Source organism: Paenibacillus sp. NAIST15-1, from assembly GCF_001894745.1.
Lineage (GTDB): Bacteria > Bacillota > Bacilli > Paenibacillales > Paenibacillaceae > Paenibacillus_B > Paenibacillus_B suaedae.
In genome coordinates, this window is record NZ_BBYF01000012.1 from 160,975 (window position 1) to 183,797 (window position 22,823).

At 48.0% G+C, this 22,823-nt stretch carries 21 protein-coding genes and 1 pseudogene; 9 read left to right on the forward strand and 13 right to left on the reverse strand.

Annotated features, from left to right (window positions below):
* Window positions 1–185: 185 nt before the first annotated feature.
* Complete coding sequence (locus PBN151_RS22045; RefSeq protein ID WP_021254263.1) at window positions 186–1,442, forward strand: methyl-accepting chemotaxis protein; 1,257 nt, start codon at window positions 186–188, stop codon at window positions 1,440–1,442.
* 151 nt (window positions 1,443–1,593) lie between these two features.
* On the opposite strand, the gene PBN151_RS22050 is transcribed toward PBN151_RS22045, so the two are convergent.
* Together PBN151_RS22050 and PBN151_RS22055 are read right to left on the reverse strand one after the other, a co-directional pair.
* A complete protein-coding gene (locus tag PBN151_RS22050) occupies window positions 1,594–2,781 on the reverse strand; it encodes an MFS transporter (RefSeq protein ID WP_072730706.1) in 1,188 nt (395 codons plus the stop codon).
* A 63-nt stretch (window positions 2,782–2,844) separates the two neighbouring features.
* Window positions 2,845–4,635 (reverse strand): M3 family oligoendopeptidase, encoded by a 1,791-nt coding sequence (locus tag PBN151_RS22055; RefSeq protein WP_072730707.1) that lies wholly within the window; start codon window positions 4,633–4,635, stop codon window positions 2,845–2,847.
* Between the two features lie 133 nt (window positions 4,636–4,768).
* Here PBN151_RS22055 and PBN151_RS22060 point away from each other — a divergent pair, with 133 nt between their 5' ends.
* Together PBN151_RS22060 and PBN151_RS22065 are read left to right on the forward strand one after the other, a co-directional pair.
* On the forward strand, window positions 4,769–4,948 hold the full coding sequence (locus tag PBN151_RS22060) for a YycC family protein (protein WP_021258599.1): 180 nt from the start codon (window positions 4,769–4,771) through the stop codon (window positions 4,946–4,948).
* On the forward strand, window positions 4,945–5,175 hold the full coding sequence (locus tag PBN151_RS22065; protein ID WP_065290677.1) for a hypothetical protein: 231 nt from the start codon (window positions 4,945–4,947) through the stop codon (window positions 5,173–5,175). Before PBN151_RS22060 ends, PBN151_RS22065 begins: the two co-directional genes overlap by 4 nt.
* 93 nt (window positions 5,176–5,268) lie before the next feature.
* On the opposite strand, the gene PBN151_RS22070 is transcribed toward PBN151_RS22065, so the two are convergent.
* Together PBN151_RS22070 and PBN151_RS22075 are read right to left on the reverse strand one after the other, a co-directional pair.
* On the reverse strand, window positions 5,269–5,973 hold the full coding sequence (locus PBN151_RS22070; protein WP_065290678.1) for a DUF2225 domain-containing protein: 705 nt from the start codon (window positions 5,971–5,973) through the stop codon (window positions 5,269–5,271).
* 101 nt (window positions 5,974–6,074) lie between these two features.
* Window positions 6,075–6,464 carry a globin domain-containing protein gene (locus PBN151_RS22075; protein ID WP_072730708.1) on the reverse strand — a complete coding sequence of 130 codons (390 nt, stop codon included), beginning with the start codon at window positions 6,462–6,464 and terminating at the stop codon, window positions 6,075–6,077.
* Window positions 6,465–6,998: 534 nt separating this feature from the next.
* Between PBN151_RS22075 and ylbJ the strand changes: the two genes are divergently transcribed.
* Together ylbJ and PBN151_RS22085 are read left to right on the forward strand one after the other, a co-directional pair.
* A complete protein-coding gene (gene ylbJ, locus PBN151_RS22080; protein WP_072730709.1) occupies window positions 6,999–8,288 on the forward strand; it encodes a sporulation integral membrane protein YlbJ in 1,290 nt (429 codons plus the stop codon).
* A gap of 122 nt (window positions 8,289–8,410) precedes the next feature.
* Window positions 8,411–9,247, forward strand: coding sequence for an NAD kinase (locus PBN151_RS22085; protein WP_021254271.1), 837 nt, complete (start codon window positions 8,411–8,413; stop codon window positions 9,245–9,247).
* Between the two features lie 141 nt (window positions 9,248–9,388).
* Here PBN151_RS22085 and PBN151_RS22090 read toward each other — a convergent pair whose 3' ends face one another.
* Both PBN151_RS22090 and lipA read right to left on the reverse strand, forming a co-directional pair.
* Window positions 9,389–10,075: a YutD family protein gene (locus PBN151_RS22090; RefSeq protein ID WP_083545276.1), complete on the reverse strand. Its 687-nt coding sequence runs from the start codon at window positions 10,073–10,075 to the stop codon at window positions 9,389–9,391.
* A 186-nt stretch (window positions 10,076–10,261) separates the two neighbouring features.
* A pseudogene (lipA, locus tag PBN151_RS22095) lies at window positions 10,262–11,164 on the reverse strand (lipoyl synthase); the annotation flags it as partial.
* Between the two features lie 157 nt (window positions 11,165–11,321).
* Here lipA and PBN151_RS22100 point away from each other — a divergent pair.
* Window positions 11,322–12,419, forward strand: coding sequence for a M23 family metallopeptidase (locus PBN151_RS22100; RefSeq protein WP_072730710.1), 1,098 nt, complete (start codon window positions 11,322–11,324; stop codon window positions 12,417–12,419).
* Between the two features lie 202 nt (window positions 12,420–12,621).
* On the opposite strand, the gene yunB is transcribed toward PBN151_RS22100, so the two are convergent.
* From yunB to PBN151_RS22125, 5 genes are all read right to left on the reverse strand, one after another.
* On the reverse strand, window positions 12,622–13,632 hold the full coding sequence (gene yunB / locus PBN151_RS22105) for a sporulation protein YunB (RefSeq protein WP_072730711.1): 1,011 nt from the start codon (window positions 13,630–13,632) through the stop codon (window positions 12,622–12,624).
* Window positions 13,633–13,868: 236 nt separating this feature from the next.
* Window positions 13,869–15,470: an S-layer homology domain-containing protein gene (locus tag PBN151_RS22110; RefSeq protein WP_083545277.1), complete on the reverse strand. Its 1,602-nt coding sequence runs from the start codon at window positions 15,468–15,470 to the stop codon at window positions 13,869–13,871.
* Window positions 15,471–15,612: 142 nt separating this feature from the next.
* Window positions 15,613–16,311 (reverse strand): metallophosphoesterase family protein, encoded by a 699-nt coding sequence (locus tag PBN151_RS22115; RefSeq protein ID WP_072730712.1) that lies wholly within the window; start codon window positions 16,309–16,311, stop codon window positions 15,613–15,615.
* Between the two features lie 141 nt (window positions 16,312–16,452).
* Window positions 16,453–17,289, reverse strand: a complete 837-nt coding sequence (locus PBN151_RS22120) for a TrmH family RNA methyltransferase (RefSeq protein WP_139295400.1) — start codon at window positions 17,287–17,289, stop codon at window positions 16,453–16,455.
* Entirely contained in the window at window positions 17,286–17,954 is a 669-nt protein-coding gene (locus tag PBN151_RS22125) for a potassium channel family protein (protein WP_021254279.1), read from the reverse strand. The genes PBN151_RS22120 and PBN151_RS22125 overlap by 4 nt, the downstream gene beginning before the upstream one ends.
* Window positions 17,955–18,112: 158 nt before the next feature.
* Between PBN151_RS22125 and sspI the strand changes: the two genes are divergently transcribed.
* The 3 genes from sspI to PBN151_RS22140 all read left to right on the forward strand — a co-directional run bounded on the left by sspI (window position 18,113) and on the right by PBN151_RS22140 (window position 20,482).
* Window positions 18,113–18,340, forward strand: coding sequence for a small acid-soluble spore protein SspI (gene sspI / locus PBN151_RS22130; protein WP_028533687.1), 228 nt, complete (start codon window positions 18,113–18,115; stop codon window positions 18,338–18,340).
* Window positions 18,341–18,524: 184 nt separating this feature from the next.
* Window positions 18,525–19,601 carry a MerR family transcriptional regulator gene (locus PBN151_RS22135; protein WP_072730713.1) on the forward strand — a complete coding sequence of 359 codons (1,077 nt, stop codon included), beginning with the start codon at window positions 18,525–18,527 and terminating at the stop codon, window positions 19,599–19,601.
* A gap of 5 nt (window positions 19,602–19,606) precedes the next feature.
* Window positions 19,607–20,482, forward strand: a complete 876-nt coding sequence (locus tag PBN151_RS22140) for a class I SAM-dependent methyltransferase (RefSeq protein ID WP_072730714.1) — start codon at window positions 19,607–19,609, stop codon at window positions 20,480–20,482.
* 29 nt (window positions 20,483–20,511) lie between these two features.
* Here the strand turns inward: PBN151_RS22140 and PBN151_RS22145 are convergent, their stop codons facing one another.
* Both PBN151_RS22145 and PBN151_RS22150 read right to left on the reverse strand, forming a co-directional pair.
* On the reverse strand, window positions 20,512–22,098 hold the full coding sequence (locus tag PBN151_RS22145) for a peptide chain release factor 3 (RefSeq protein ID WP_021254283.1): 1,587 nt from the start codon (window positions 22,096–22,098) through the stop codon (window positions 20,512–20,514).
* A 250-nt stretch (window positions 22,099–22,348) separates the two neighbouring features.
* Complete coding sequence (locus PBN151_RS22150) at window positions 22,349–22,804, reverse strand: hypothetical protein (protein ID WP_021254284.1); 456 nt, start codon at window positions 22,802–22,804, stop codon at window positions 22,349–22,351.
* Window positions 22,805–22,823: the final 19 nt, after the last annotated feature.

A 22,823-nucleotide genomic window follows, 5' to 3' on the forward strand; every position in this document is an offset into this window, starting at 1 on the left:
TTTAGTCACAGTATAAGGGATTATTTTCCTTTAATCAACACATTTTTACATCACCTAAAATGGTATTGACGAATTTCGTCTAATCGTGTTGAATTTACTAACATTTTCATAGACCATCTTCCCAGCCGATGCTATAATGATTTCAAATTCTAAATTTTGGCATGACAGGGGAAAGGAGCGGTCCTATGAACTGGTTCTACAAGTTAAACTTCAAACAAAAGCTGCTGTTCGGCTGTTACAGTATCGTCGGCCTATTCGCATTAGCGACAATAGTCCTACTCCTAGCTGATGTATCGCTTACAACCGGGATAATCATTATCGCCATCCTGATCGGTGTTAGCTATCCCATTATTAACTTTCTGGAAAGTTCATTGAGTGCCCCGATCAAAGACATTGCCCAGTCAGCCCTGCAAGTATCGAAGGGTGACTTCTCCCAAACGTTGAACGTGACAACGAATGATTCACTTGGCGAGTTAGGGCATGCTTTTAATTCCATGATCATTAAGCTTCGTGAAATTTTACGCCAAACGACCGATATTACGCGGCACGTATCCGAATCAAGCAGAGAAATGTATCATATGAACCACAATTTAAAGCTCGTTATGGAACAGGTGACAGCTTCATCAAATGAACTTGCGATTGGAGCAGCGGAAATCTCCGAAGATGTCGCATCGATGTCGGATTCCGTCAAGCAAATTGAGCAGAAGGTTGAGTCCTATACATACTCTACGAAGGAAATGAATGAGCGTTCTGCCCTTACAGTCGGTCTCGTTGCTAAGGGAAGAACGGCAGTCGAGACACAAAGCGCAGGCATGCAGCGCAACATCGAGGCAACTGATCAAGTAGCTTCGACAATTGAGGAACTTGCACGACAAGCAGATGGCATCTCCAAAATTACACGCACCATCTCTGACATTGCTGAGCAGACGAACTTATTGTCCCTTAATGCCTCTATCGAGGCGGCACGTGCTGGCGAGCATGGCCGTGGCTTCGCAGTCGTCGCACAGGAGGTTCGCAAGCTTGCTGAAGAATCTTCCGCTTCGACGAAGGAAGTATTTACTCTGGTGAAAAGCATTGAGTCAGGCATCCGCCAGGCAATTACGAATATTCAAGTCAATGAAGAGGTCGTTCACGCCCAAACGGAATTAATTAAAGAAACAGAGCGCATCTTCCTAGAAATTGTAGATAGCATTCAATTTATTACCGAACAAATTGCCGCCTTCGCGAATGAAAGTGATACGATGCTGGAGGGAGCTGTAAACATTTCAAGCTCCATCGAGAACATCTCAGCAATTACACAGCAATCTGCTGCGGGAACAGAGCAAGTATCTGCTTCTATGAATGAACAAATTACATCCGTCCAAGCGATGGCCGATGCTACGGAGCAAATGCAGCAAAAGGTGATCCAGTTGCAGCGCACGATTCAAGTATTCAAATTCTAATATTGCATATTCGATATCCAAAACAAACGGGGCAGCCACTAGTAGAATGCTACTAAGGGCTGCCCCGCTGTTATTGGATTACCTATTTACCTACCTTACAGCTATTCAGCACTGTAAATGATAAGTTTAATCTCCAATTCCATTATGCAAGTTATACAGTTGCTTCTTGTTCAACTGCAAGCGTGCGCTTGCGATCCTTGCGGTTCCACAACATGAAGCCAAAAGTTCCAAGAAGGGCAAGAACAAAACCAATGCTGTACATGACATTACCGCCATACGATTCCTGCAGTGCTCCGCCAATAACTCCTCCTGCCAATCCGGACAAACCAAAGAACACCATACCGAGCAGCGATTGTCCTGTAGCTGCTAATTTCTGCGGGAGAAGCTGCACTACGAATTCGATTGCTAAGGCCCAGAAGCAAGCATACGTAATCGAATGCAATCCTTGCAGTACGATTAACATCACCGGCTCCGTCGTTATGGAATACAGCAGCCATCGAAGCGCATATAGCATGCCTACGGCGGATAGCAATGTCAACATTCGATAACGCTTCATGATTCGTCCCATAATGATGAAGCCAAAAACTTCACTGAATCCTGCAACAGCCCATGCAATCGATACCTGCCCGGAGCTAGCGCCCAAATCGCTCATATGCAGCGATAGCAGCGCATCATTCATCCGGTGGGGCATCCCGATGACGAAAATAAGAGTAAGCAATACAAGCAAGGAAGGAATGGTGAGCGCCTTTTTCAAAATGGTCATGTTCACCGCTTCATCCGGCTCACCATCATCATATCTCGGTTCCTTCAAAAAGAACATACCGATAAAAAAGCTGGACCAGACCGGCAAATACATCCAGAACAGTGAATCCACTCCGCCCACCAAATCAAATACCTGTGCTAGCGTTACAGCCGTTACGGTGAAGCCAACTGAACCCCAAAGGCGAACAGCTCCATATGATTGCTGCATAGAATTGGCTATTTTAACTGTTAACGTATCAAGCAATGAAATCGATGGAAGATAGCAAATATACAAAATCAGAATACTTACCGCGACAAGGATACGATCCGTTGTCAAAAAAGCTAATGACGCTGATATTCCCAATACAATCCACAAGCCGATTAGTAGCGGGCGAACCTTTCGGATGCGGTCGCTAATCAGACCTGCTGCAGGCTGTGCAAACATCGCTAGAAAAGGCCCCAACATTAATATAGTGCCTACTTCAAACGGTTCGAAACCCCGCTCCCGCAATAGAAGCGGCAAATAAGAAAGCAGAACGGCATTCGTTGAGTAAAACAAAGCATGGAACAGCTTAAGAAGCCTAGTTGATGTCGCCAAGTTGTTTTTCCTTTCTATGTAAGCCTCATTTAACTTGCACGGTCTATCCGTTGTCACTCTAATTTATTCAGTCATTTGCAGGAACAATTCCACGTCTTGCAATGTCACATCTATCGCCGATTGCCAGAAATCTGGCTTCGTCAAATCTACGCCAAGGTGCTTCTGTGCAAGATCCTCTACCGTCATTACTGCTGTATCTCTCAGCAATGCATCATATTTCGCTGCGAAGGATTCACCTTCTTCTAAAGCCCGCGCATACAATCCCGTACTGAACAAGTAACCGAATGTGTATGGGAAGTTGTAGAACGGTACACCCGTCATGTAGAAGTGCAGCTTGGACGCCCAGAAGTGCGGGTGGTACGAATCCAGTGCACCACAGAACGCTTCCTTCTGTGCCTCTTCCATAAGTGAGCACAATTCCTCCGAAGACAATACACCCTGCTTACGCTCCTCATAGAAGCGAGTCTCGAACAGGAAGCGCGCATGAATATTCATGTAGAACGCAATTGAGCGCTGAAGCTTATCCTCCAGCAGTGTCAGCTTCTCTTTCTCATCCTTCGCCTGTTTCACCGCAGAATCTGCTACGATCATCTCTGCAAATGTGGAAGCCGTCTCTGCCACATTCATCGCATACCCCCGTGCAAATGGAGGCAGGTCTTCCATCACATGCGTATGATAACCATGTCCAAGCTCATGCGCAAGCGTAGACACGTTCGATGGTGTACCAGCATATGTCATGAATATACGCGTTTCTTTGCTTACAGGTAACGAAGTACAGAACCCGCCTGGGCGCTTGCCAGAGCGATCCTCTGCTTCGATCCAGCGCTTCTCGAAAGCATTCACTGCAAATTTAGCCATACGTGGGCTGAATTTCTCGAATTGCTCTACTATTGTACGGGCGCCATCATCATAAGAAATCTTCGATTGCGTGCTGCCGATTGGCGCTTCTACATCACACCATGTGAGTTTTTCCACACCAAGCAGCTTCGCCTTGCGCTCCAAATACTTCACGAACGCCGATTTATTGCGTGTAATAGTATCCCACATTGCATCCAGTGTCGCCTGTGACATCCGGTTATAAGCAAGGGGCTCCTTCAATACTTCCTTCCATCCACGGTTCTCATACAGCTTCAAACGGAAGCCTGCAATGCGGTTTAATGCGTCTGCACAGTAGTCAGCACGCTCCTCCCATGCTTCTTCCCACTTCACGAACATGTCCTCGCGCACTGAGCGATCAGCATCGGACAGCTTGTTGTCAGCTTGTCCTGCAGAAAGATGCACCGTCTCCCCATTCTCTTCATGCGTGATGCGGAAATGGGATACGATTGTGTTGTAGTTGGCACTCCATCCGTGATATCCGTCCGTTGCCAAATCGCCTACAAGCGCTTCCTTCTCCGGTGACATTTTCTCCTTTGCCCATTCACGGCGTTCAGTCAAATTGAAACGAATGCCTGCAATTTCAGGCAGTGCAACAAATTCAGACCATACTTGCTCGTCCATGCCGCGCAAAAGCTCATCATAAAGCGTATCCAAGGTTACCATTCGGGCACCGATGGAACGTACACGATCCGATAACTGAATCGCTTTCTTATCCTTCACATTTTGTGCCGTCAAGCAGCCTATGTAAGCACCGGCCTCACGCAACTCTATAATCAACTGCTGCAGCTGCTCAGTCAATTTAGCAAGCTGTTGCGCCTCTTTACCAGATTGAGGAATCGCCATTGCCTTAAGCTCATTCGTGATCGAAGCAATCTTCTGCTCACCGGTTGACAATGAAGCCTTCAGTGCTTCGGATTCTGATCCACCTTCAAAAATGACATCCAAATCCCATGTTTGACTTAACGGTTGTTTCATCGTGCACACACCTTTCATTTGGCTTAATTTGTCCACACCTATTCAACCTTGCAAAGTTTGAGTTTTGCACCTTGACCGTGTATAACTAAACTATATCAAAATTTATAAGAACTCGCATAGGGAGGTTCGTGAGATGAAACCATTGCCAATCTCTGCAGACACTGCTGTCAAACTGTCTAAGGCGCTTAATGTTCCCTTAGAGCAGCTCATGCATATGCCGCAGCACATTCTTATACAGAAGCTCGCGGAGCTTAATAAGGCCGATCAGAGCCCTTCTGGCGCAGAACAATCATCGGAGAACACCAAGGAATGATACCATTTGAAAATACACTGCCGTATGATCAGCTAATGGGCGACCTGTATATATCAACCTGCCCGTTTTGTAAGAAAGACAATGTCCTTCTTCCCATTAAGCCAAATGAGCTTCCTGATATCCATGACGGCAAGAAACGGCTCCTTGTATTCCCTTGTTGTCGCAACCGCCTCGTCATCGTCGACGCGGATAACGATTATTTGCTCGCAGACCGCGCGATTCGATAGAATGCATGGATCAGTGAGGATTGATTTTCACTGGTCAAGACAAAGACGTGTACCCGCCACTTCTGCCGGATACACGTCTTCTTGTCTCCTCATTCAATCGGCCATACTTGATGTAGCGTTTTCAGTTGCTTCTCTCATTTCCTCACGAATCAGGGTCCACTGCTCTCTAGCAGCTCGGATCATTGCCGCATCCATGATCCTTTTATCATGAACAATTTTACTGAAGCATTTCACAGCCTCATTGAATTCGCCTAATCTGCGATACAGCTCCCCGATAATAAAAATGAGCCGCGCATCGTTCTGATCGCGCCACTCCTGCTCCAGCACGGCAACATAGGCGTCAAGTGCATATTGCATATATCGACGCTCTTCTACCACATCATTGCGGTATCGATACAACCATGCGATATGGTGAAGAAGACCAGCAACCACACGATGGCTCTCGCCAATAGTCTGAGCTGTTAACAGAGCCAGCTGGTACGTTGCAAGCGCATCCTCCCAAGTCCGCTCGCCACCGTAATCACGGTTCTTCCACTGGTTCGCGATGCGTGCTTCGAACTTCCTACGCTGCGGCTCGTACCAATGTTTTAAGGAATTTTCTGTGGATGCACATCCACATGAAGGACATACCCGAACTACGTAATAGTCCGGATTCACCTTGCCCTCGTCATAATGCGTACAAAAATCACTGTCAATGCGTGAGGGCTTCTTGAAGCGAGGCCGTACACGCGAAGTAACAAATACCTGTTCACAGTACGGACAGCCTACCTTCACCGTAAAAAGCGGTTCAACCTCCATAAATCGTTCCTCTTTTCTGCTGATCGATTATGTGAGTCGCACGAAGTCCATGAAAACGAATCTATTATGGAATACATGAGCCGTTCTATTTGAACAAGGAATTAAGCCTCATCATTCGTATTAATAAAGTGATACGCTGGGCCCGATAAGCGATCGATAACCATCACTGCCAGCCCTGGCTCCATTCCTATCTCATGAAGCGCTTCCCGCATGCAGCCTAACCATGCATCTGCACGATCACGCGTTATCGGAAATGGTAGATGACGTGCACGCATCATTGGATGTCCGAACTGATCAGAGTAGAGAGATGGTCCTCCGAAAAACTGCGTCAAGAACATGAATTGTCGTTCCATTACCGGCATAATATCCTCTGGGAATAGTGGCGCAAGCAAAGGATGAGCCTGGACTCGTGGATAGAAAGCCTCCACCATCTTCCGAACCGTCGCCTCTCCGCCGATCGCCTCATATATTGTTTGACTGTACCGTTCCATAATCGCTCCTATCTATTCTCCATCATGCGACTGCCATCAACAGCCAGCATTTCGTCAATAAAGTAGTCCTTGTTCAACACTTTATTACAAACGAGCAGAAGTTTCAATCAAATGAATGGTGAACGCGCAAATAAGCACAAAAAAAACGCTGAGCATCTGTTCAGCGTCTGGCCGTAGTTGTAGTCTCTTCTTACCTTGTCTTTACCAATCTTCTTCTGGTGATCCCATTAACGATTCCCGAATGACATAAACAAAAGCGCAAACAAGGATGCCTGCAATAATGCTCACACCAATCACCCCTAACGATCGGATACGCATTTCATCTTTCTTGTATTTTTAGTGTACCATAATGCTTCCCGAAATGACACGGATAAATGCAAGCGTTTCCTTTACGTTTTGATTACAGAATAAAGACAGAATTGTATCATCACAGCGCTGTTCTGAAGGTGAACAGCATGATTTTTGTCCCTTTATCATATGTTGTATTGCAGTGGTCGTCCCATTGACTGAAGAAGTAGAGGGAGTGAATATACAATGAGCCGCTCTCGGACAAGCTCCTCCATCCAGATTGTACTCATCGCAGCAACGATTGGTCTCTTCATTTTATTAATGATCATATATCCTGACACCGTATTATCCGCTTCGACACGGGGGTTGGCCATCTGGTGGGACGTCCTGTTCCCATCCTTGCTCCCGTTCTTTATTATATCCGAAGCTCTGCTTGGTTTCGGCATTGTACACTTCATTGGCACCTTGCTTGATCCAATCATGCGCCCGATGTTCCGCATCCCTGGAATCGGCGGGTTTGTGGTCGCTATGGGGTATGCTTCCGGTTACCCTGTTGGAGCCAAGCTCACCACTCAGCTGCGAATGCAGAGGCTCATTTCCCGTGAAGAAGGGGAGCGCCTCGTCGCCTTCACCACGTCATCCGATCCCATATTTCTAATAGGTGCTGTATCCATCGGATTTTTCGGAGACGTCAGCCTAGCTCTTACGATTGCACTTGCTCATTACGGAGCGGCATTTGTCGTCGGGCTATTGATGCGATTCCATGCTCCGCATGCTCCTATGACACCCATAGCAGCAGCTGTCGAGCCGATCTCCTCCCATGGACAGACGAAGCGTGTCAGGCAGACTCCCCTCGTTGTCCGCGCCTTCTGGGCCATGCATGAGGCAAGGCAGAAGGATGGCCGCTCCCTCGGCACCTTATTGCAGGAGGCTGTTGCCTCCTCTTTAAAGCTTATGATCGTTGTAGGAGGGCTGGTTGTCTTTTTCTCCGTTGCGATGGACTTACTGTCTGTAATTGGGGTTATGCGTGTATGGGAGGCAGTGCTGCAAGGGCTGCTTCAGACTGTTCAACTCCCCGGCTCCCTCTCTTCCGCCTTTTCCGGTGGAATATTTGAGGTCACTCTTGGCGCTAAGGGCGCTGGATCCGCGGACTCAGCTGGCACTCATGCACAAGTGGTAGCCGCAGCTTGGATTTTGTCATGGGGCGGATTGTCCGTCCATGCCCAAATCGTTAGTATTATGAATCAGTGCGATTTACGATATATTCCTTTCTTTGTTTCCAGACTCATTCACAGCTTCCTTGCCGCATTCGCCGCTTTTATCCTGTATCCGCTGCTTCATACAAGAACGGTACAATCCTTGCTCCCTACGTGGCTGTCTGACTTAGACCACAGCATAATCCCAACGAAAGTATGGAATACAGCATGGTCAGCCACACATACTGGTCTTCTAGCAGCCTTCGCCATTATCATTATATTGAGCATCGTATCAGCGGCTGTTGGATTGCTGCGATACTTCCATCGAATGGGCAGATAAGGGAACGGCTAATCTGCTTCAGATGAAATGGCGATTGTATTCCAGATGTGGAACGTATAATATGGAATTGGATATACTTCGTTATAAATCTTAATGAAAAGCAGTGCAAAGGAGCCAACGCCTTGAAGTACGCAGTAATGAACCGGGGAGACGACGTATCTGCCGCATTAGCTGACACGTTCCACCAACTGGCCAACGATCGGGGCCTAGTACGTGATGATGACGAACCGAATATTGTATTATCCATAGGCGGAGACGGCACGATGCTTCAAGCGTTCCATCGATACATCGATCAGCTTGATCAACTTGCATTTGTTGGCATCCATACCGGCCACCTCGGGTTTTACGCGGATTGGAAGCCAGATGAAATTGAGATGCTCGTTCAGTTGATTGCAGATAATCGAACTCAAGATCAAATATCACCGCGCATCGTCAAGTATCCGCTAATTGAGCTGCAAGTCGCTACTCATGACAACGGCTCCAACAAGACATACATCGCATTGAATGAGTTTACGCTTAAAGGGGTAGAAAATACGCTCGTCGCTCAAATTGATATTAATGACGAACTGTTCGAAATGTTCCGTGGAGATGGGGTGTGCGTATCTACTCCGTCTGGAAGTACAGCTTACAATAAGAGTCTCGGCGGGGCTATGGTTCATCCCTCGATCCCATCGATTCAACTTGCTGAGATTTCATCCATCAACAACCGTGTGTATCGTACGCTTGGATCGTCGCTTATTTTGCCGAAGCATCATCATTGCGACATCCATTCTCAGAAGAAGCAGAAATTGCTCCTGACGGTTGATCATATCAACATTCCGTTGGAGCAGCTGTGCTCCATACGCTGTAGAGTCGCCGATCAGAAGGTAACATTTATTCGCTATCGTCCATTCCCGTTCTGGAATCGGGTGCGTGAAGCCTTCCTCGGATATGACGAGCACGGCTGTTATAACGTATAAGTTCAACTTCACAATGCCCGCTGTTCACTGGACGGCGGGCATTGCTATGTCCTATTCATGCAAACGGCACCGCTCCTCGTCTTGAACGGATGAGAAGCGGTGCCGGTAAGTCCATCTACTATGGTATTATGCTGTGTCTGCTTAGGAACGCACTTCTTTAGGTGCGCGTTCTACCCGCTCTGCCCGTTCCTTCGATTCCGCAGCAGGTCGTGGCTGCGCACCTGCCTGATTCGGTGTACCGCCTTTGCCATGATTCTGCTTATTGCGATTGCGCGAATGACGAGGCTTACGCTCAGACGAGGATGGCTTCGCAGCTGGTTCCGCTGCTGCATCCTGATTATTTTGCTTCGGCTGGAGTACGATCCCCTGCTTCGGTTGCTGCGGCGGCAAATCCGCAGTAGGCGCTTCCAATGCTGCTGCACCTTCTTGTTCTGCTTCATCTCCCTGATCTCCAGCAGCCCTTACACGGACATCCTTGTTGCCTACCCTCTCCAATATGAAATAGGCGCATCCGAAATTGCAATATTCATTAATGTAATCCATCATTCCGGACAAGGCGCTATCCTTAGTGGATTTCGCATGAGTGTCACGGAAGAAGCCTTTGAGGCGAAGCTGATTGTATCCCCAATCCCCTAGAATGTAATCATACCGTTCTAGTACTTCGCTATAGCGACCCTTGAATGCTTCCGGATTCCATGCGTTCTTGTACTCATGAATGACTTCGTACGATCTGCCTCCAATTTGAATCACGTCCGTGATTCCCCCTTCCCCTGCCGCAGCAGGCTCAAGCACGAACGGAGGAGCGCGCTTTATCGAGGTTGTTCCCATAACATAGAGGCCTGCATGCTCCCTCTCCTCCCGATTGCCGCCGCTGCTCCTTACAAGTCGCTAGTAACTTGTAAGGAGACTGGGTCATCGAGTAGATGATGCATTCTTCCCGCTGCTGAACATCGGCTTCTCGAACGGTCACTCTTTAGGCGAACTCCGTCTCATCGCCAGCGGCTAACAACACGATTACGCTTGTGTAGCCATAGACTTATGAGCGGACTGGACTTGTTCATGCGCATGGTAGGAACTGCGGACAAGCGGTCCCGATTCCACATGGCTGAACCCACGCTTCAATCCTTCGTTCTTCAGCTCTGCAAATTGTTCTGGAGTGTAATATTTCTCAACGAACAAGTGTTTCTTCGTCGGCTGTAAATACTGTCCAATTGTCATAATGTTGCAATCAACGGCGCGAAGATCGTCCATTGTCTGCAAGATTTCGTCCCATTCTTCCCCTACGCCAAGCATAATGCTGGATTTCGTAGGAATGTTCGGCTGCATTTCCTTCGCACGCTTCAACAATTCAAGTGTGCGTTCATACTTCGCCTTCGCACGTACACGGTCGGACAACCGTTCTACCGTCTCGACGTTATGATTGAGAATGTCTGGCTTTGCGTCCATAACCAACTTAAGTGCATCCCAATTACCCATGAAGTCCGGGATAAGCACTTCCACACTGCAGAGTGGCAACCGGCGACGTAGCGCCCGGATCGTCTCTGCAAAGATCGATGCTCCTCCATCATTCAAATCGTCTCTGGCTACGGATGTAACGACACAATGGCGCAAGCCCATGCGCTCTGCAGCTTCTGCTACGCGTTCTGGCTCCTGCAAGTCCAATTCCGTCGGCATGCCGGTATTGACCGCACAGAAGCGGCAAGCACGAGTGCAGATGTCTCCCAAAATCATAAACGTCGCCGTACGATTTGCCCAACATTCATAAATGTTCGGACAACGTGCTTCCTCGCACACGGTGTGCAACGTTTTGGAGCGCATCATATCTTTAATCTCGGAATAGTTCTCTCCGGTAGTCAGCTTGATGCGTATCCAATCTGGTTTCTGCTTCTGCTCTCTCGTTTTCATGGAGTCTACCTTCCTTCTTGTTCGCTTAACCTTGACCTAATTCTGTATTATACCATGAACCCTTCAAAATCTATACCTACGTGTCCATTGCTTGGATAAAAAGGCCATTTACGCACATTCTAACATTAAATCAACCTTTTCAGGTATGGAATAAGGAGGAAATGAAGACATGAGACAAGCTCCATCTTATCTATGTGCAGGACTTGCCTTATGGCTGGGGCTGATGACACCACATTCAGCAGTGTTGGTTCACGCCGCTCCGTCTGGTTCACAGCAGCAGAAGATTCAGTCTAGCCAGCAGTCTGGAGCTGCCAAAGATTCTGGTCAGGCACCATCCCCGGCAGGGGATGTATGGAAAGAGCGTCGAAATTTATATGAGCAAATGTCGATACTGACCGGAATCCCTTGGTACCGATTAGCTGCCATCGACCAGTACGAGCGGGCGTTGACCAAAGCCAACCCAAAACAGCGTAAACATCCAGATCGACTAACAGGCGTATATGTGGATCCCCGTAAATGGGCTGGCATGCTGAACCCGGATATCAATGATGACAACCCGAAGTCAATATCTATCTTTAGAGGTATTGGACGTGACGGTTCCGGGGACAAGCGTGCGGACGCCTCGAATGATGTGGACTTGCTCTACAGCGTCGCTTCGATCATTGGAGCCTATGGGCCTAATGTCGAAGATTTCGGCAATGGACTGTGGCATTATTATTCCAATCCACGTGCTGTTCAGCGTGTCCAGCAGTATGCGCGGATTTTCGAGCATTTCGATAAAGTAGATCTGTTCGAGTACACTTTCCCATTGCCTCTTGGAAGCTCCTATTCATATCGAAGTACTTTTGGAATGGGACGGCATTACGGGGGATATCGTATTCATGAAGGCACCGATATCTTTGCCGGATATGGGGTTCCTGTGCGCAGCACCTGCTATGGCATCGTTGAGGTGAAAGGCTGGAACCGTTACGGCGGCTGGCGGATCGGCATACGTGATCTGAATAACATTTATCATTATTACGCCCACCTGTCTGGTTATGAAAAACATATTAAGGTTGGCGATATCGTCACCCCAGGTCAGACAGTGGGATGGGTTGGCAGCTCTGGATATGGCAAGCCTGGCACATCAGGCAAGTTCCCTCCGCATCTCCACTATGGCGTATATCGCGATCGCGGCTTAGTCGAGTACGCGTTCGATCCGTACCCGCTTCTGTACCAGTGGGAACAATCCGATAAGCGCAAGCGGCTGAATTCCAAGCGGCGCTAACGATTGGGTTCTAAATAAGGCAAAAAGGGCACATCTTTCGGCCGTACCGATGAATGTGCCCCTTCTTCATATACGAATCCCATACACATTCCATTACACATCTGATACAGATGCATGCTCCCTTTATCATACAGAATTGATTTTTTATCGCTTACAGCCTCATCATACTTTTCATTTCATATCTTTGTGCACCATAATCCGATCACGATCCAGTATTGCCGTTACCGCCATGCTGCTGCACATCACCAGTCTCGGCCGGAGCTGTCGGATCAGCATGCGTTTCAGTCTGCGCTGGAACTGTTATCCCTTCCTGCTTGCTGCCGGAAGAAATACTCCCGCTTCCTCCGCTGCTTGGAACCGACTGCATAGGCAGCGACAAGGCAGGGGCTTTTTCCCGATTCGCTCCTACTGGCTGGCCCTTGCCATCATAATAGTACATTGGAACATCCCCTACGACGAGCAAATAGGAGATTGGAATTTGGGTTTCAACCACTTCAGGCTCCAGATCGAATGGAATGACAATCGCAACCTCTTCCGTCACCTTGATATACACCTCAACCAGTACCATATTGATGCCTACGTCCATGGGGCGGGTATTCAACTCCACCTTAACCGCACCCTGCGGCTCCATCTTAACCGGTATCCGTGGGCCGAAGGAAGCGATCAGTGGACTGCCCAGCGCTTGACCAAGCGGAATCTTGTCACTGATTTCATGAATATTCTTGAGCGAGGACTCTACAATATCTACCGTCTCGGAGGTAATCCGCATATGCTCGTTGTAATTCAAGACGAAGCTTGTCACTTTACCGCGTGAATCGGTTTTCCATTCAATCAGCTTATCGAGTTCTCGTCCACGCATCACCTGATCGGTAATCGCTCGGTTAATGGCTTGTGTCGCAATTTGCTTTACACGAATTTTAGCCAAATGCATGAGTGGCCCCTTCACATTTCTATCCACGTAGACGAACAATTGCACTGTCAATAGCGTGATAATAACGAGCGCAATGAAGAAGGCTCTGCGTTTTCGCTTCGGCTTCGATTGTCTGCTGCTCCAGCCTGATGATACATTTTTGGCTTCTGATTGACCTGCAACTGGCATCCTCGGCCGTGGACGCCACCCTGACGCTCTCCAGCCTGGACGGCGTTTGCTCCAAGATATTTTCGGCCATCTCCATCGCCGCGCACGGAACCCGCTCGAACGCCACCTGTTCACATCCGATTCCCCCTTCCGGTCGGTGCAACGAGCAGCCTGTACGTTCTCAGTGTATGCTTGCCCGAGGGAAAAAAGAAGGATTCAACCGTGTAATGTATTGCAGGACAAAAAAACGAGCAACCAGATTAACACGGATTGCTCGTTCGATATGAATGATAAAAATAGTCTCCTGAATTCCGATTTGCTCCATTACTTTTTCATTCACCATTCAATTTATTACGTACATGTAACCTGTATCAAAATGTTAACGAAGAATATCTCCACTGATTATCTAGTGCCTTCCATACATCGTTCGTCTCAGCACCTACATACCAATAGGCAAATCCCGCTACATTGCGCTTGCTCGCCATTGCATACTTCGAACTCAGGGAGCGGCTTTCTTCTGCCCACACTTGATGTCTTATTCCTCGATCCATGAAGTCAGCGATATACTGTGATGTTCGGTCATCCCATTTGACCTTGCGGGAACGAAGCAGCTCACCTTGCTCGTTCAATGTCATTTCACGGGAAGTAACACCTTTTTCTTTGATCGCCCAATCTCTCGTATAGAAGGGAAGTGCTACGATGACTTTGTTAGCCGGAACCGACTCCACAAGTTTATCCAGCGCGCGCTGCACCCATGGCAGCGATGACACGGATCCCGCATTCGGCGCACCGTCCCAGTGCTCATCGTAACTCATCAGCACCATATAATCCGCAGACTTGCCAAGTGCTGCATAGTCAAACGCCTCCGTCCAATCTGTCCCCAAGTCAGGAGACACATCAATAGATAGGACTGCCTTCTGTTGATGCAGCTTAGCCGCCAGTTCCGACACGAACACCGTTAAGGCCTGTCTATCATCTGGTCTCACATTTTCAAAATCAAGATTTAAACCATCTAACCCATATGTCTTCACAAAGCCCGACAGCTTCGCAATGACCGCATTCTTCTTCGTTGGATCCGTAAGCACCTGATGCGTCAAATCCGCATTGAAGCGATTGCCTACAAGCGCCCACACCTGCTTACCATGCTGCTTCGCCCACGATAGGAGCGCCTTGTCGGTTTGATCCGTTACCGTCTGCTTCGCATCAAGGAAATACCATCTTGGCGATAATGTATTAACGGTTGAGCCCGAAACCTTCTCTATATACTGCTGCGTCGAAAGCTCATGCATCCATCCCATCTCGATGCGCTTCGGCGGGGTCTTCGTCAGAGCCTTCGACCAATCAGGACGTTGAAGCGCCCGATTCAATACGACGGCCGTCTCCTGCCGGGTCAGCGGAGCATTTGGCCGGAACCCTTTATCGTCACCAGTCATAAGGTCCAGCTTTTGCATAATGCTTACATACGGTACTGCCCATTTCGCGATATCGAATGAATCTGGATAAGATAATACGCCAGAGCCGGATTTCGTAGATTGCTTGAACGCCCGCACAATCATTGCAGCCGCTTCCTGGCGAGTTACAGGCTGTTGCGGCTGGAAGCTTCTCTCCCCTGTTCCCTGTACCAAATGCAGCAATGACCCTGCTTGAACCGCACCATAATACCAAGCGCTGCGCGGCACGTCATCATAAGCAGGAATGTCGCTTGTCACAGGGTGCAAATTAAACATCCGATTGATCATGCTGATTAACTCCGCCCGGGTCACAGATTTCTCCGGTTCATAGCGTCGATTACCAGACCCGGTCACAATGCCTTTCTTATATAAGGTGACAATATCCTGCTGTCCGTATATGCCTGCAATATCATCGAATGGCAAACCTGAACTTGCACTCTTCGATTCTCCCCATGCCAAACTTCCGGTTATAAACATCGCGGCTACAGCCGTTAACAATACAATTTTGCGTCGAAAGGTCACTTCGATATCCTCACTTTACTAGAGATGATAGATTGCGCTATCTTCCATCCTAGCAAAAAAAAGAACATTGATAGATAATTAAATAATGGAAATTATCATACATTTTTGTATGATAATAGGAACATATGAATGAATATTTTTGCTACCTGCAGTAAACATTGCGTGTCTCCATTTTTTTCAGAGCTGTCTTATAGACGATATAGATCATTTCACTCACATTGACTAAGCCTAATCCCCGCTCCTCTTTAATCGAGTACGTATTCGAACCCATGTCGCAATTCAGACGAACTCCGTCAAAATAGATTCGCTCTACTGGCGTATGGCCATGAACGATAGGCTTATTGTCGGTCAACCTCTGAAGAATAGACTTCGGAATGCTGTAAAAATCCGACTCTGACATCCAAAGTATACCTCTATTCTGTTGATATAACGGTTCATGAGGATTTAATCCGGCGTGCGTATAAACAAATTCATCATCTTCGTAGAGTAATGGCAGACCGCAGGCCCATTCTATGTATTTATGCATCTCCGACTCATCAGCAAATGCCCTCGAAAAATCCTTAAGAGTATCGATCCCTCCATGTTTCAGCCATAGCTTATCACCGTGTTGATAGTAATCCCTCATCATTTCCTCATGATTGCCAATCAACGCAATCACATTATCAGGATAAGTGTCTACTAATTGCTTAATCTTCTTGAGAACCTTACCGCTTTCTTTTCCACGATTGATATAGTCCCCGCCGAACACAAGCTGATCCTTAGTTAAATCGATCTCCGCGTACTTTAGCAATTTTTCGAGGCCATTAAACTCACCATGTATATCACTCATGAAATACTTCAATAAACTGAACCTCCTCTGATTAGGTCCCGCATATGCAAAAAGACCGGGCAAAGGAACGTGCAGTAAATCAATCCTTTTCCAGTCTCTTGTCTATTCAAATACTATTTTTTAGGGATATTCATTTATACCAATTCACAGGATCTATTGCGAGTAATGACGCTGTCTCATTGCCTCATAGAGCAGCACTGTAGTAGCCATGGCTACATTCAGCGATTCCGCCTGCCCACGCATTGGAATAATAATCGTATCATCCACGAGCGATTGCACGTTCTGAGAGACACCTTGCCCCTCATTGCCGACGACAAGCCATGTCGCTGGTCGATAGTCATAGCTATAGCAGGAATGCGTTGCCTGCAAGCTCGTGCTGGCTAGGCGAACCCCGCGTGCTTGCGCAGCAGGAAGCAGCTCAGCTAAATCCCCCTCTACAACCGGCAAGTGGAATAGCGAACCCATCGTCGAACGAATCGTCTTCGCATTATAGAGATCAACGGTTCCTCTGCCAATGACGACACCATCTGCGCCAACTGCATCTGCGGTACGGATAATCGTCCCTAGGTTGCCAGGATCCTGTACGCCATCCACAACAATAACGAGCGAGTTCGGTGATGCCAGCAAGCTGTCTACCGATGCAGCAGGCTTATGGACAATAGCGAAGACAGGCTGCGGGGTCTCGGTATCACTGCATTTGCGTATGATCGCATCCGTCACTGCAATCCACTCCGTGCCCGGAGCCCGACCAGAGGATGATATTCCCCCCTCTTCTTGCAAGTGGAATGGCTCCAACTCCTGCGGTATTCCGCTGTTCATGTCATACGCCACGACATCCACCTGCATATCAGAGCGCAGAGCCTCCAGTACGAGATGGATGCCTTCCACGATGAACAAGCCTTCACGGTTGCGGTGCTTTCGTTCTTTTAGCTGTACCCAGCTCTTTACTTTATTATTCTGTATCGATGTAATGCTCAATGGTTCTCTCATGATTCCGAAAATGCCAGCTCCATCGTATTCAAATGTTCGTTCTGCCCAATAATGACAAGCACGTCTCCTTCTTTAATGCGATCTTCTGCATATGGAGAAATGTTAGTCTTGCCGTTGTTCTTGATTGCCATAACGTTGCATCCATACCTCGCGCGGATATCAAGTTCCTTCAAGTTCTTGCCGATCATAAGGGGCGTCGCACGAATCTCTACAATACTGTGGTCATCAGACAACTCGATGTAATCCAAAATATTCGGCGAAATCAGGTTGTGCGCAACGCGCATCCCCATATCACGTTCAGGGAATACGACCTTGTCAGCACCGATTTTGCTTAATACCTTGCCGTGCAGTTCATTCTGCGCCTTGGCAACGATCGTCGGCACACCTAGATCCTTCAGGATGAGCGTAGTCAGGATGCTTGCCTGTATATCTTGCCCGATGGCAACAACGACTACGTCAAAGTTGCGTACACCAAGCGCTTTCAGCGCTTCTTCATCCGTACATTCTGCGGATACCGCATGCGTAACCATATTCGCTACATCCTGAATTTTCTGCTCGCTCGAATCAATCGCAAGCACTTCAAATCCCATTTTGCTTAAGCTGTTCGCTATACTTGTGCCAAATCGGCCCATACCGATAATGGCAAATTGTTTTTTGGCAGCCATAGGTTCACCTTCCCCATTTTCCGACAACATTCTATACCCTTCATTATAGCATGCCCATCTCCGTAGGTGAAACGCGAATCCCTTCCTTGAATGACTGTCCTCATCTCAGGGAATGTTATAGCATGAAGCAAGCACACGCGAAGGAAGGAGGACTGCCTGTGGCCGTCACATTGAATTTGCGTCAAGCCATTGTGCAAAAGGTAAAAAACAAGCCCGATGAAGATATCGTAGATATGATTGAGGGCTCCATCGATTACGATGAACGCGCATTGCCTGGATTGGGTGTGCTGTTCGAAATGATCTGGAAGGCGAGCAGCAGCGAGGCTCGTCAGCAGCTTATCGATACGCTTCAGAGCAAACTGCAAGACGAACAAGCTGGCAAATAATCATCAGATCTACATTGCCCGCATCCACGAAATGCAATTATGCATATCCACATTACAATGACGCAGAACCCATTACCCTTGAATAGAGGGATAACGGTTCTGCGTCTTTTTTTACATATCGCTTTACATTGACGCTGCGTCAAACTATACAATGAAAGCATAACAAGCAAGGAGCCGATGCCCCATGAAAATTCAAGAAGCTGCAGAGCAGCTTGGGATGACAACGAGAGCAATACGCTTCTATGAGCAGAAAGGTCTACTGCCTCCGCTCGCCAAAGAACAGAATGGCTATCGCGTATTCAATGAAACGGATATAAGCCGGCTGCGGACAATAGGCGCACTGCGGGAGATGAATTTGTCAGTCGAGCAAATTCGCTGCTGTATTGATGATGCAGCTCAAGGGAATATGGCGTCTGTCCATCCCTTTTTATTAGAAAAGCGGCAAGAGCTAGCCCTGCAATATACCGAGCTGAAGCGGCTCCTCGGCCAAATTGACAAGCTGCTTAACGGCTATGATTCCGATCAAGCCAATCAGGGAGAGATGATGATGAACGATTTACATGCCATAGGCGAACAATCACGACACTACCAGAAGCTGCGCAGTGATTGGAGCGACCGCTGGAATTTTGACAAGCAGGCAGGACAATATGATCACGCTGTAGCGAACGGTACGGGGCCATTGGATGTCCATGCCGATTATGAGGCCATTCTTGACAGGGTATGTCTTGAGGCGATTCAAGAGACAAAGACCAGAGAAAGAGGACTTGAAATTGGGATTGGTACGGGCAATCTGGCTGGCCGCTGCTTGCGCCTAGGGGCAGATATGACCGGCATTGATCAATCAAACGCGATGCTCGAGCGATGTCGGGAGAAATGGCCGAATATTCGGCTGCTGCAAGGCAACATGCTGGCTTTGCCAATAGCGGATGAACAATTTGACTTCATAATATCGACCTATGCGCTTCACCATGTAACCGATGATCAGAAAGAGATCGCCCTTGCCGAGATGATCCGGTTACTTCATCCTGATGGACGCATTGTAATCGCAGACCTAATGTTCCGGGATGAGGCGCATCGCGCTACCTTTATTGACGAGCTGACAGCTGCAGGGGACGTGCAGGGAATTGAAGCACTCCACGACGAATATTTCGCCGATCGTTCCAGATTGATTTCATGGTTAGAGCAGCAAGGCTTCGAGGTAAAGGCGGAACAGTTGAATCATTTAATGCACATGCTGACGATTTCCAAAGAGAGGGTGTAAGAGCCGTGACAATCGAATCTGCGCAGGATAGTACCGCCCAACCCCAAGATCGCAAAGTGACACTTGTACCTCAATCGGATGAAACCAAGCAAGCGAACACGAAAATGAAACCGGATCATGACACCGTCTACGCCCAGCAGGCTGCCGATTATGACCGTATGATCCAGTACGAAGATATCGAGCAGGAATGGCGGCACTCTGTACAGCAGGTGCTCAATAAGCGGCATTATGAGCGGATTATCGAAATTGGTGCGGGAACCGGAAGATTTACTCGAGTTGTATTAGCTGACATGCCCAACAGAGATTGGCAATCTGGTTCCTATGTAGCCTGTGACGCATCTGAAGCGATGCTAGAGCAGCTAAAGCACAATATATGGCTTGATGTATCCTTGGGACGAATAAGCGCCCCTACAGCCGCTAAGCTGTCCACACATGAAGCACTGCACCACAAGCTTCCGCTTGCTGATCATTCTGCTGATCTCATTCTAGCAGGCTGGACAATCTGTTATGGTGCCTGTGAAGGGAATACAAGTGAAGAACAGAGCAGTTTACTAGATCGCATCATGCACGAGCTGAGACGCATATTGCGTCCCGGTGGATGTATCGCGATTTGGGAGACACTTGGAACGGGGGTAGCCGCTCCCGAAGTTCCTCCTGGATTGCGGACGTACATTCGAGACTTAGAAGAACGTTACGGGTTCGAGCGCACGGAATTAAGCACGCATTTCCGCTTCCCTTCAATGGAGGAGGCCAAGCAGATTACAAGCTGGTTTTTCGATTCCGCCGCCTGCGAGTTCCTCACGCTAGAAACAGATGGCAGTGTCGTACTGCCATCCTATACAGGCCTGTGGGTCTGGGATAATGACAAAGCCCGCCAATAATCTGGCGGGCTTCTTGTTGTCTATTTTCCTTAAGGAGCTGTCTCCATAAACTTCAAATCCGGCATTTTGTCCATAGCTGTACGCATCGCATACTCGTTCTCAAACAATGCGACAAAATTGCCGTTCTTGTCCTTCACGAGCTGTGAATTGATACGGAACTTCGTTGGATCAATATCCTTCGGATTGCCTGTTACCCATCTTGCGAACTGGTACGTTAGACGCTGCATCATCACATCAACGCCGTACTCCGCCTTCATCCGATATTCGAATACCTCGAATTGGAGCTGACCTACTACGCCCAATATCGTCTCATCAAATACGCCTGCGGAATGGAATACTTGAATTGTACCTTCCTCAGTCAACTGATCGACGCCTTTTTGATACTGCTTATGCTTCAATGCATTCTTAACCGTCACCCGGGCGAAAATCTCAGGAGAGAAGGTTGGCAGCTCATCGAACACCACTTCTCCGCCTTGACTCAAGCTGTCTCCAATCCGAAAAATGCCTGGGTCGAACAGACCGATAATATCGCCTGGGAAGGCCTCCTGCACGATATCCCGATCCTGGGCAAGGAATTGCTGTGGCTGCGCAAGCTTAATCTCCTTGCCTGCCCGTACATGCTTAACGGACATCCCGCGCTCGAATTTGCCGGAGCAAATGCGCAAGAAGGCAATGCGATCCCGATGGGCAGGGTTCATATTTGCTTGAATTTTGAAAATATAGCCCGTAAACTTCTCGTTCGTCGGCTCAATCGGCCCTTCCGTCGATTGGCGCTGAGCTGGCTTCGGAGCAAGCTGAAGAAAGTTATCCAAGAATGTCTGCACGCCGAAATTGTTGACCGCACTTCCGAAGAAGACGGGTGTCAATTCGCCGCGCTTTACCTTCTCATAATCAAACTCGTCTCCCGCTACGTCTAACAATTCCAACTCTTCACACAATTGATCATGCAAATAGTCCCCTGCAATTTGGCGAATTGCCGGATCGTTGTAATCCTCAACCTTCTTCACACTAATCTTCGTGTTATCATCCTGGAACAGCTCGACTTGGTTCTTCATGCGATCATATACGCCGCATAGACCGCGTCCCATACCAATCGGCCAGTTCATAGGCACAGAACGAATTCCGAGCACCTGCTCGATCTCTTCCATCAATTCGAACGGACTGCGACCTTCACGGTCGAGCTTGTTGATGAACGTAAAGATCGGAATACCACGCTTCGCACATACTTGGAACAGCTTAATGGTCTGTGCCTCGACACCCTTCGCAACGTCGATCAACATGACAGCAGCATCCGCAGCTGTCAATGTGCGATACGTATCTTCACTGAAGTCTTGGTGACCTGGTGTATCCAAGATATTAACCCGATGCCCATTATAATCAAATTGCATTACCGATGACGTAACCGAGATACCACGCTGCTTCTCGATTTCCATCCAGTCACTCGTTGCATGCTTGCTCGCTTTACGAGCCTTGACCGTACCTGCGAGACGGATGGCGCCACCGAACAGGAGCAGCTTTTCTGTCAATGTCGTCTTACCGGCGTCTGGGTGAGAAATAATCGCAAAGGTACGACGCTTCTCTACCTCTTGCGCTAATTGTTCGGATAATTTACTCATATCGTTAGCCCTCTCATCACAAAATCACGTAAGTCCTATTGTAACACAAAATAAGTAAACCTATAAATGGGTAACGAGAACAACCTTCAAAGAATATGAAATATCTCTAATCCCTCGTTACTGCATCCCTGCTATCCTAACAGCTATCCCCTATATTAGGAACTCATTCACTTTACAACTAAAAAACCGCCCATCCTCTCATCGAGAGAATGGACGATTCGATTATATCATAATACGTATTATTAACTACTTATGATTGCTCAAGCAGAGCGCGGACAACCAGTGTTACCGTACCCGCTCCATCCGCAGCGGACCCTTCAACTAATGTCCAGTTCAAGGCCAATGAGGAGCGAATTACTTCGACATCAGCTGCACTCAGCTTCAATCCTGAAATACGACCCATTTCCTTGGTATAATGCTCTCCCTCTTGCACATCGAAGCGCTCTTGCAGCCATATCGACAGACCATTATTCGTGTTAAATGTCATCCGATATCCCTCTGCAATTGCTTGAGCAAGCGGCTCATCATGTTCGTTCGCATAGGATACGAAGTCGTCATACGTATACCACTCTTCATTAATCGTAATGAGTTCGCTAACATCTCCTGTGCGTGCTGCATGCAACAGCTGCTCTTCGGTAATGCCCTTACGACGAGCGCGTTCTATCATAATCGCGGTACTTTGCGATACCCGAGTCTCTGTAGACAACTATTCCACTCTCCTCACA

What these genes read in the sequence shown, in the direction of transcription:
- PBN151_RS22065 (WP_065290677.1), top strand. Translation starts at nt 4,945, where the DNA reads ATGATACCATTTGAAAATACACTGCCGTATGATCAGCTAATGGGCGAC.
- PBN151_RS22070 (WP_065290678.1), bottom strand. Translation starts at nt 5,973, where the DNA reads ATGGAGGTTGAACCGCTTTTTACGGTGAAGGTAGGCTGTCCGTACTGT.
- ylbJ (WP_072730709.1), top strand. Translation starts at nt 6,999, where the DNA reads ATGAGCCGCTCTCGGACAAGCTCCTCCATCCAGATTGTACTCATCGCA.
- PBN151_RS22125 (WP_021254279.1), bottom strand. Translation starts at nt 17,954, where the DNA reads ATGGCTGCCAAAAAACAATTTGCCATTATCGGTATGGGCCGATTTGGC.
- PBN151_RS22055 (WP_072730707.1), bottom strand. Translation starts at nt 4,635, where the DNA reads ATGAAACAACCGTTAAGTCAAACATGGGATTTGGATGTCATTTTTGAA.
- PBN151_RS22120 (WP_139295400.1), bottom strand. Translation starts at nt 17,289, where the DNA reads ATGAGAGAACCATTGAGCATTACATCGATACAGAATAATAAAGTAAAG.
- PBN151_RS22075 (WP_072730708.1), bottom strand. Translation starts at nt 6,464, where the DNA reads ATGGAACGGTACAGTCAAACAATATATGAGGCGATCGGCGGAGAGGCG.
- PBN151_RS22135 (WP_072730713.1), top strand. Translation starts at nt 18,525, where the DNA reads ATGAAAATTCAAGAAGCTGCAGAGCAGCTTGGGATGACAACGAGAGCA.
- PBN151_RS22090 (WP_083545276.1), bottom strand. Translation starts at nt 10,075, where the DNA reads ATGGGAACAACCTCGATAAAGCGCGCTCCTCCGTTCGTGCTTGAGCCT.
- PBN151_RS22100 (WP_072730710.1), top strand. Translation starts at nt 11,322, where the DNA reads ATGAGACAAGCTCCATCTTATCTATGTGCAGGACTTGCCTTATGGCTG.
- PBN151_RS22145 (WP_021254283.1), bottom strand. Translation starts at nt 22,098, where the DNA reads ATGAGTAAATTATCCGAACAATTAGCGCAAGAGGTAGAGAAGCGTCGT.
- PBN151_RS22060 (WP_021258599.1), top strand. Translation starts at nt 4,769, where the DNA reads ATGAAACCATTGCCAATCTCTGCAGACACTGCTGTCAAACTGTCTAAG.
- PBN151_RS22045 (WP_021254263.1), top strand. Translation starts at nt 186, where the DNA reads ATGAACTGGTTCTACAAGTTAAACTTCAAACAAAAGCTGCTGTTCGGC.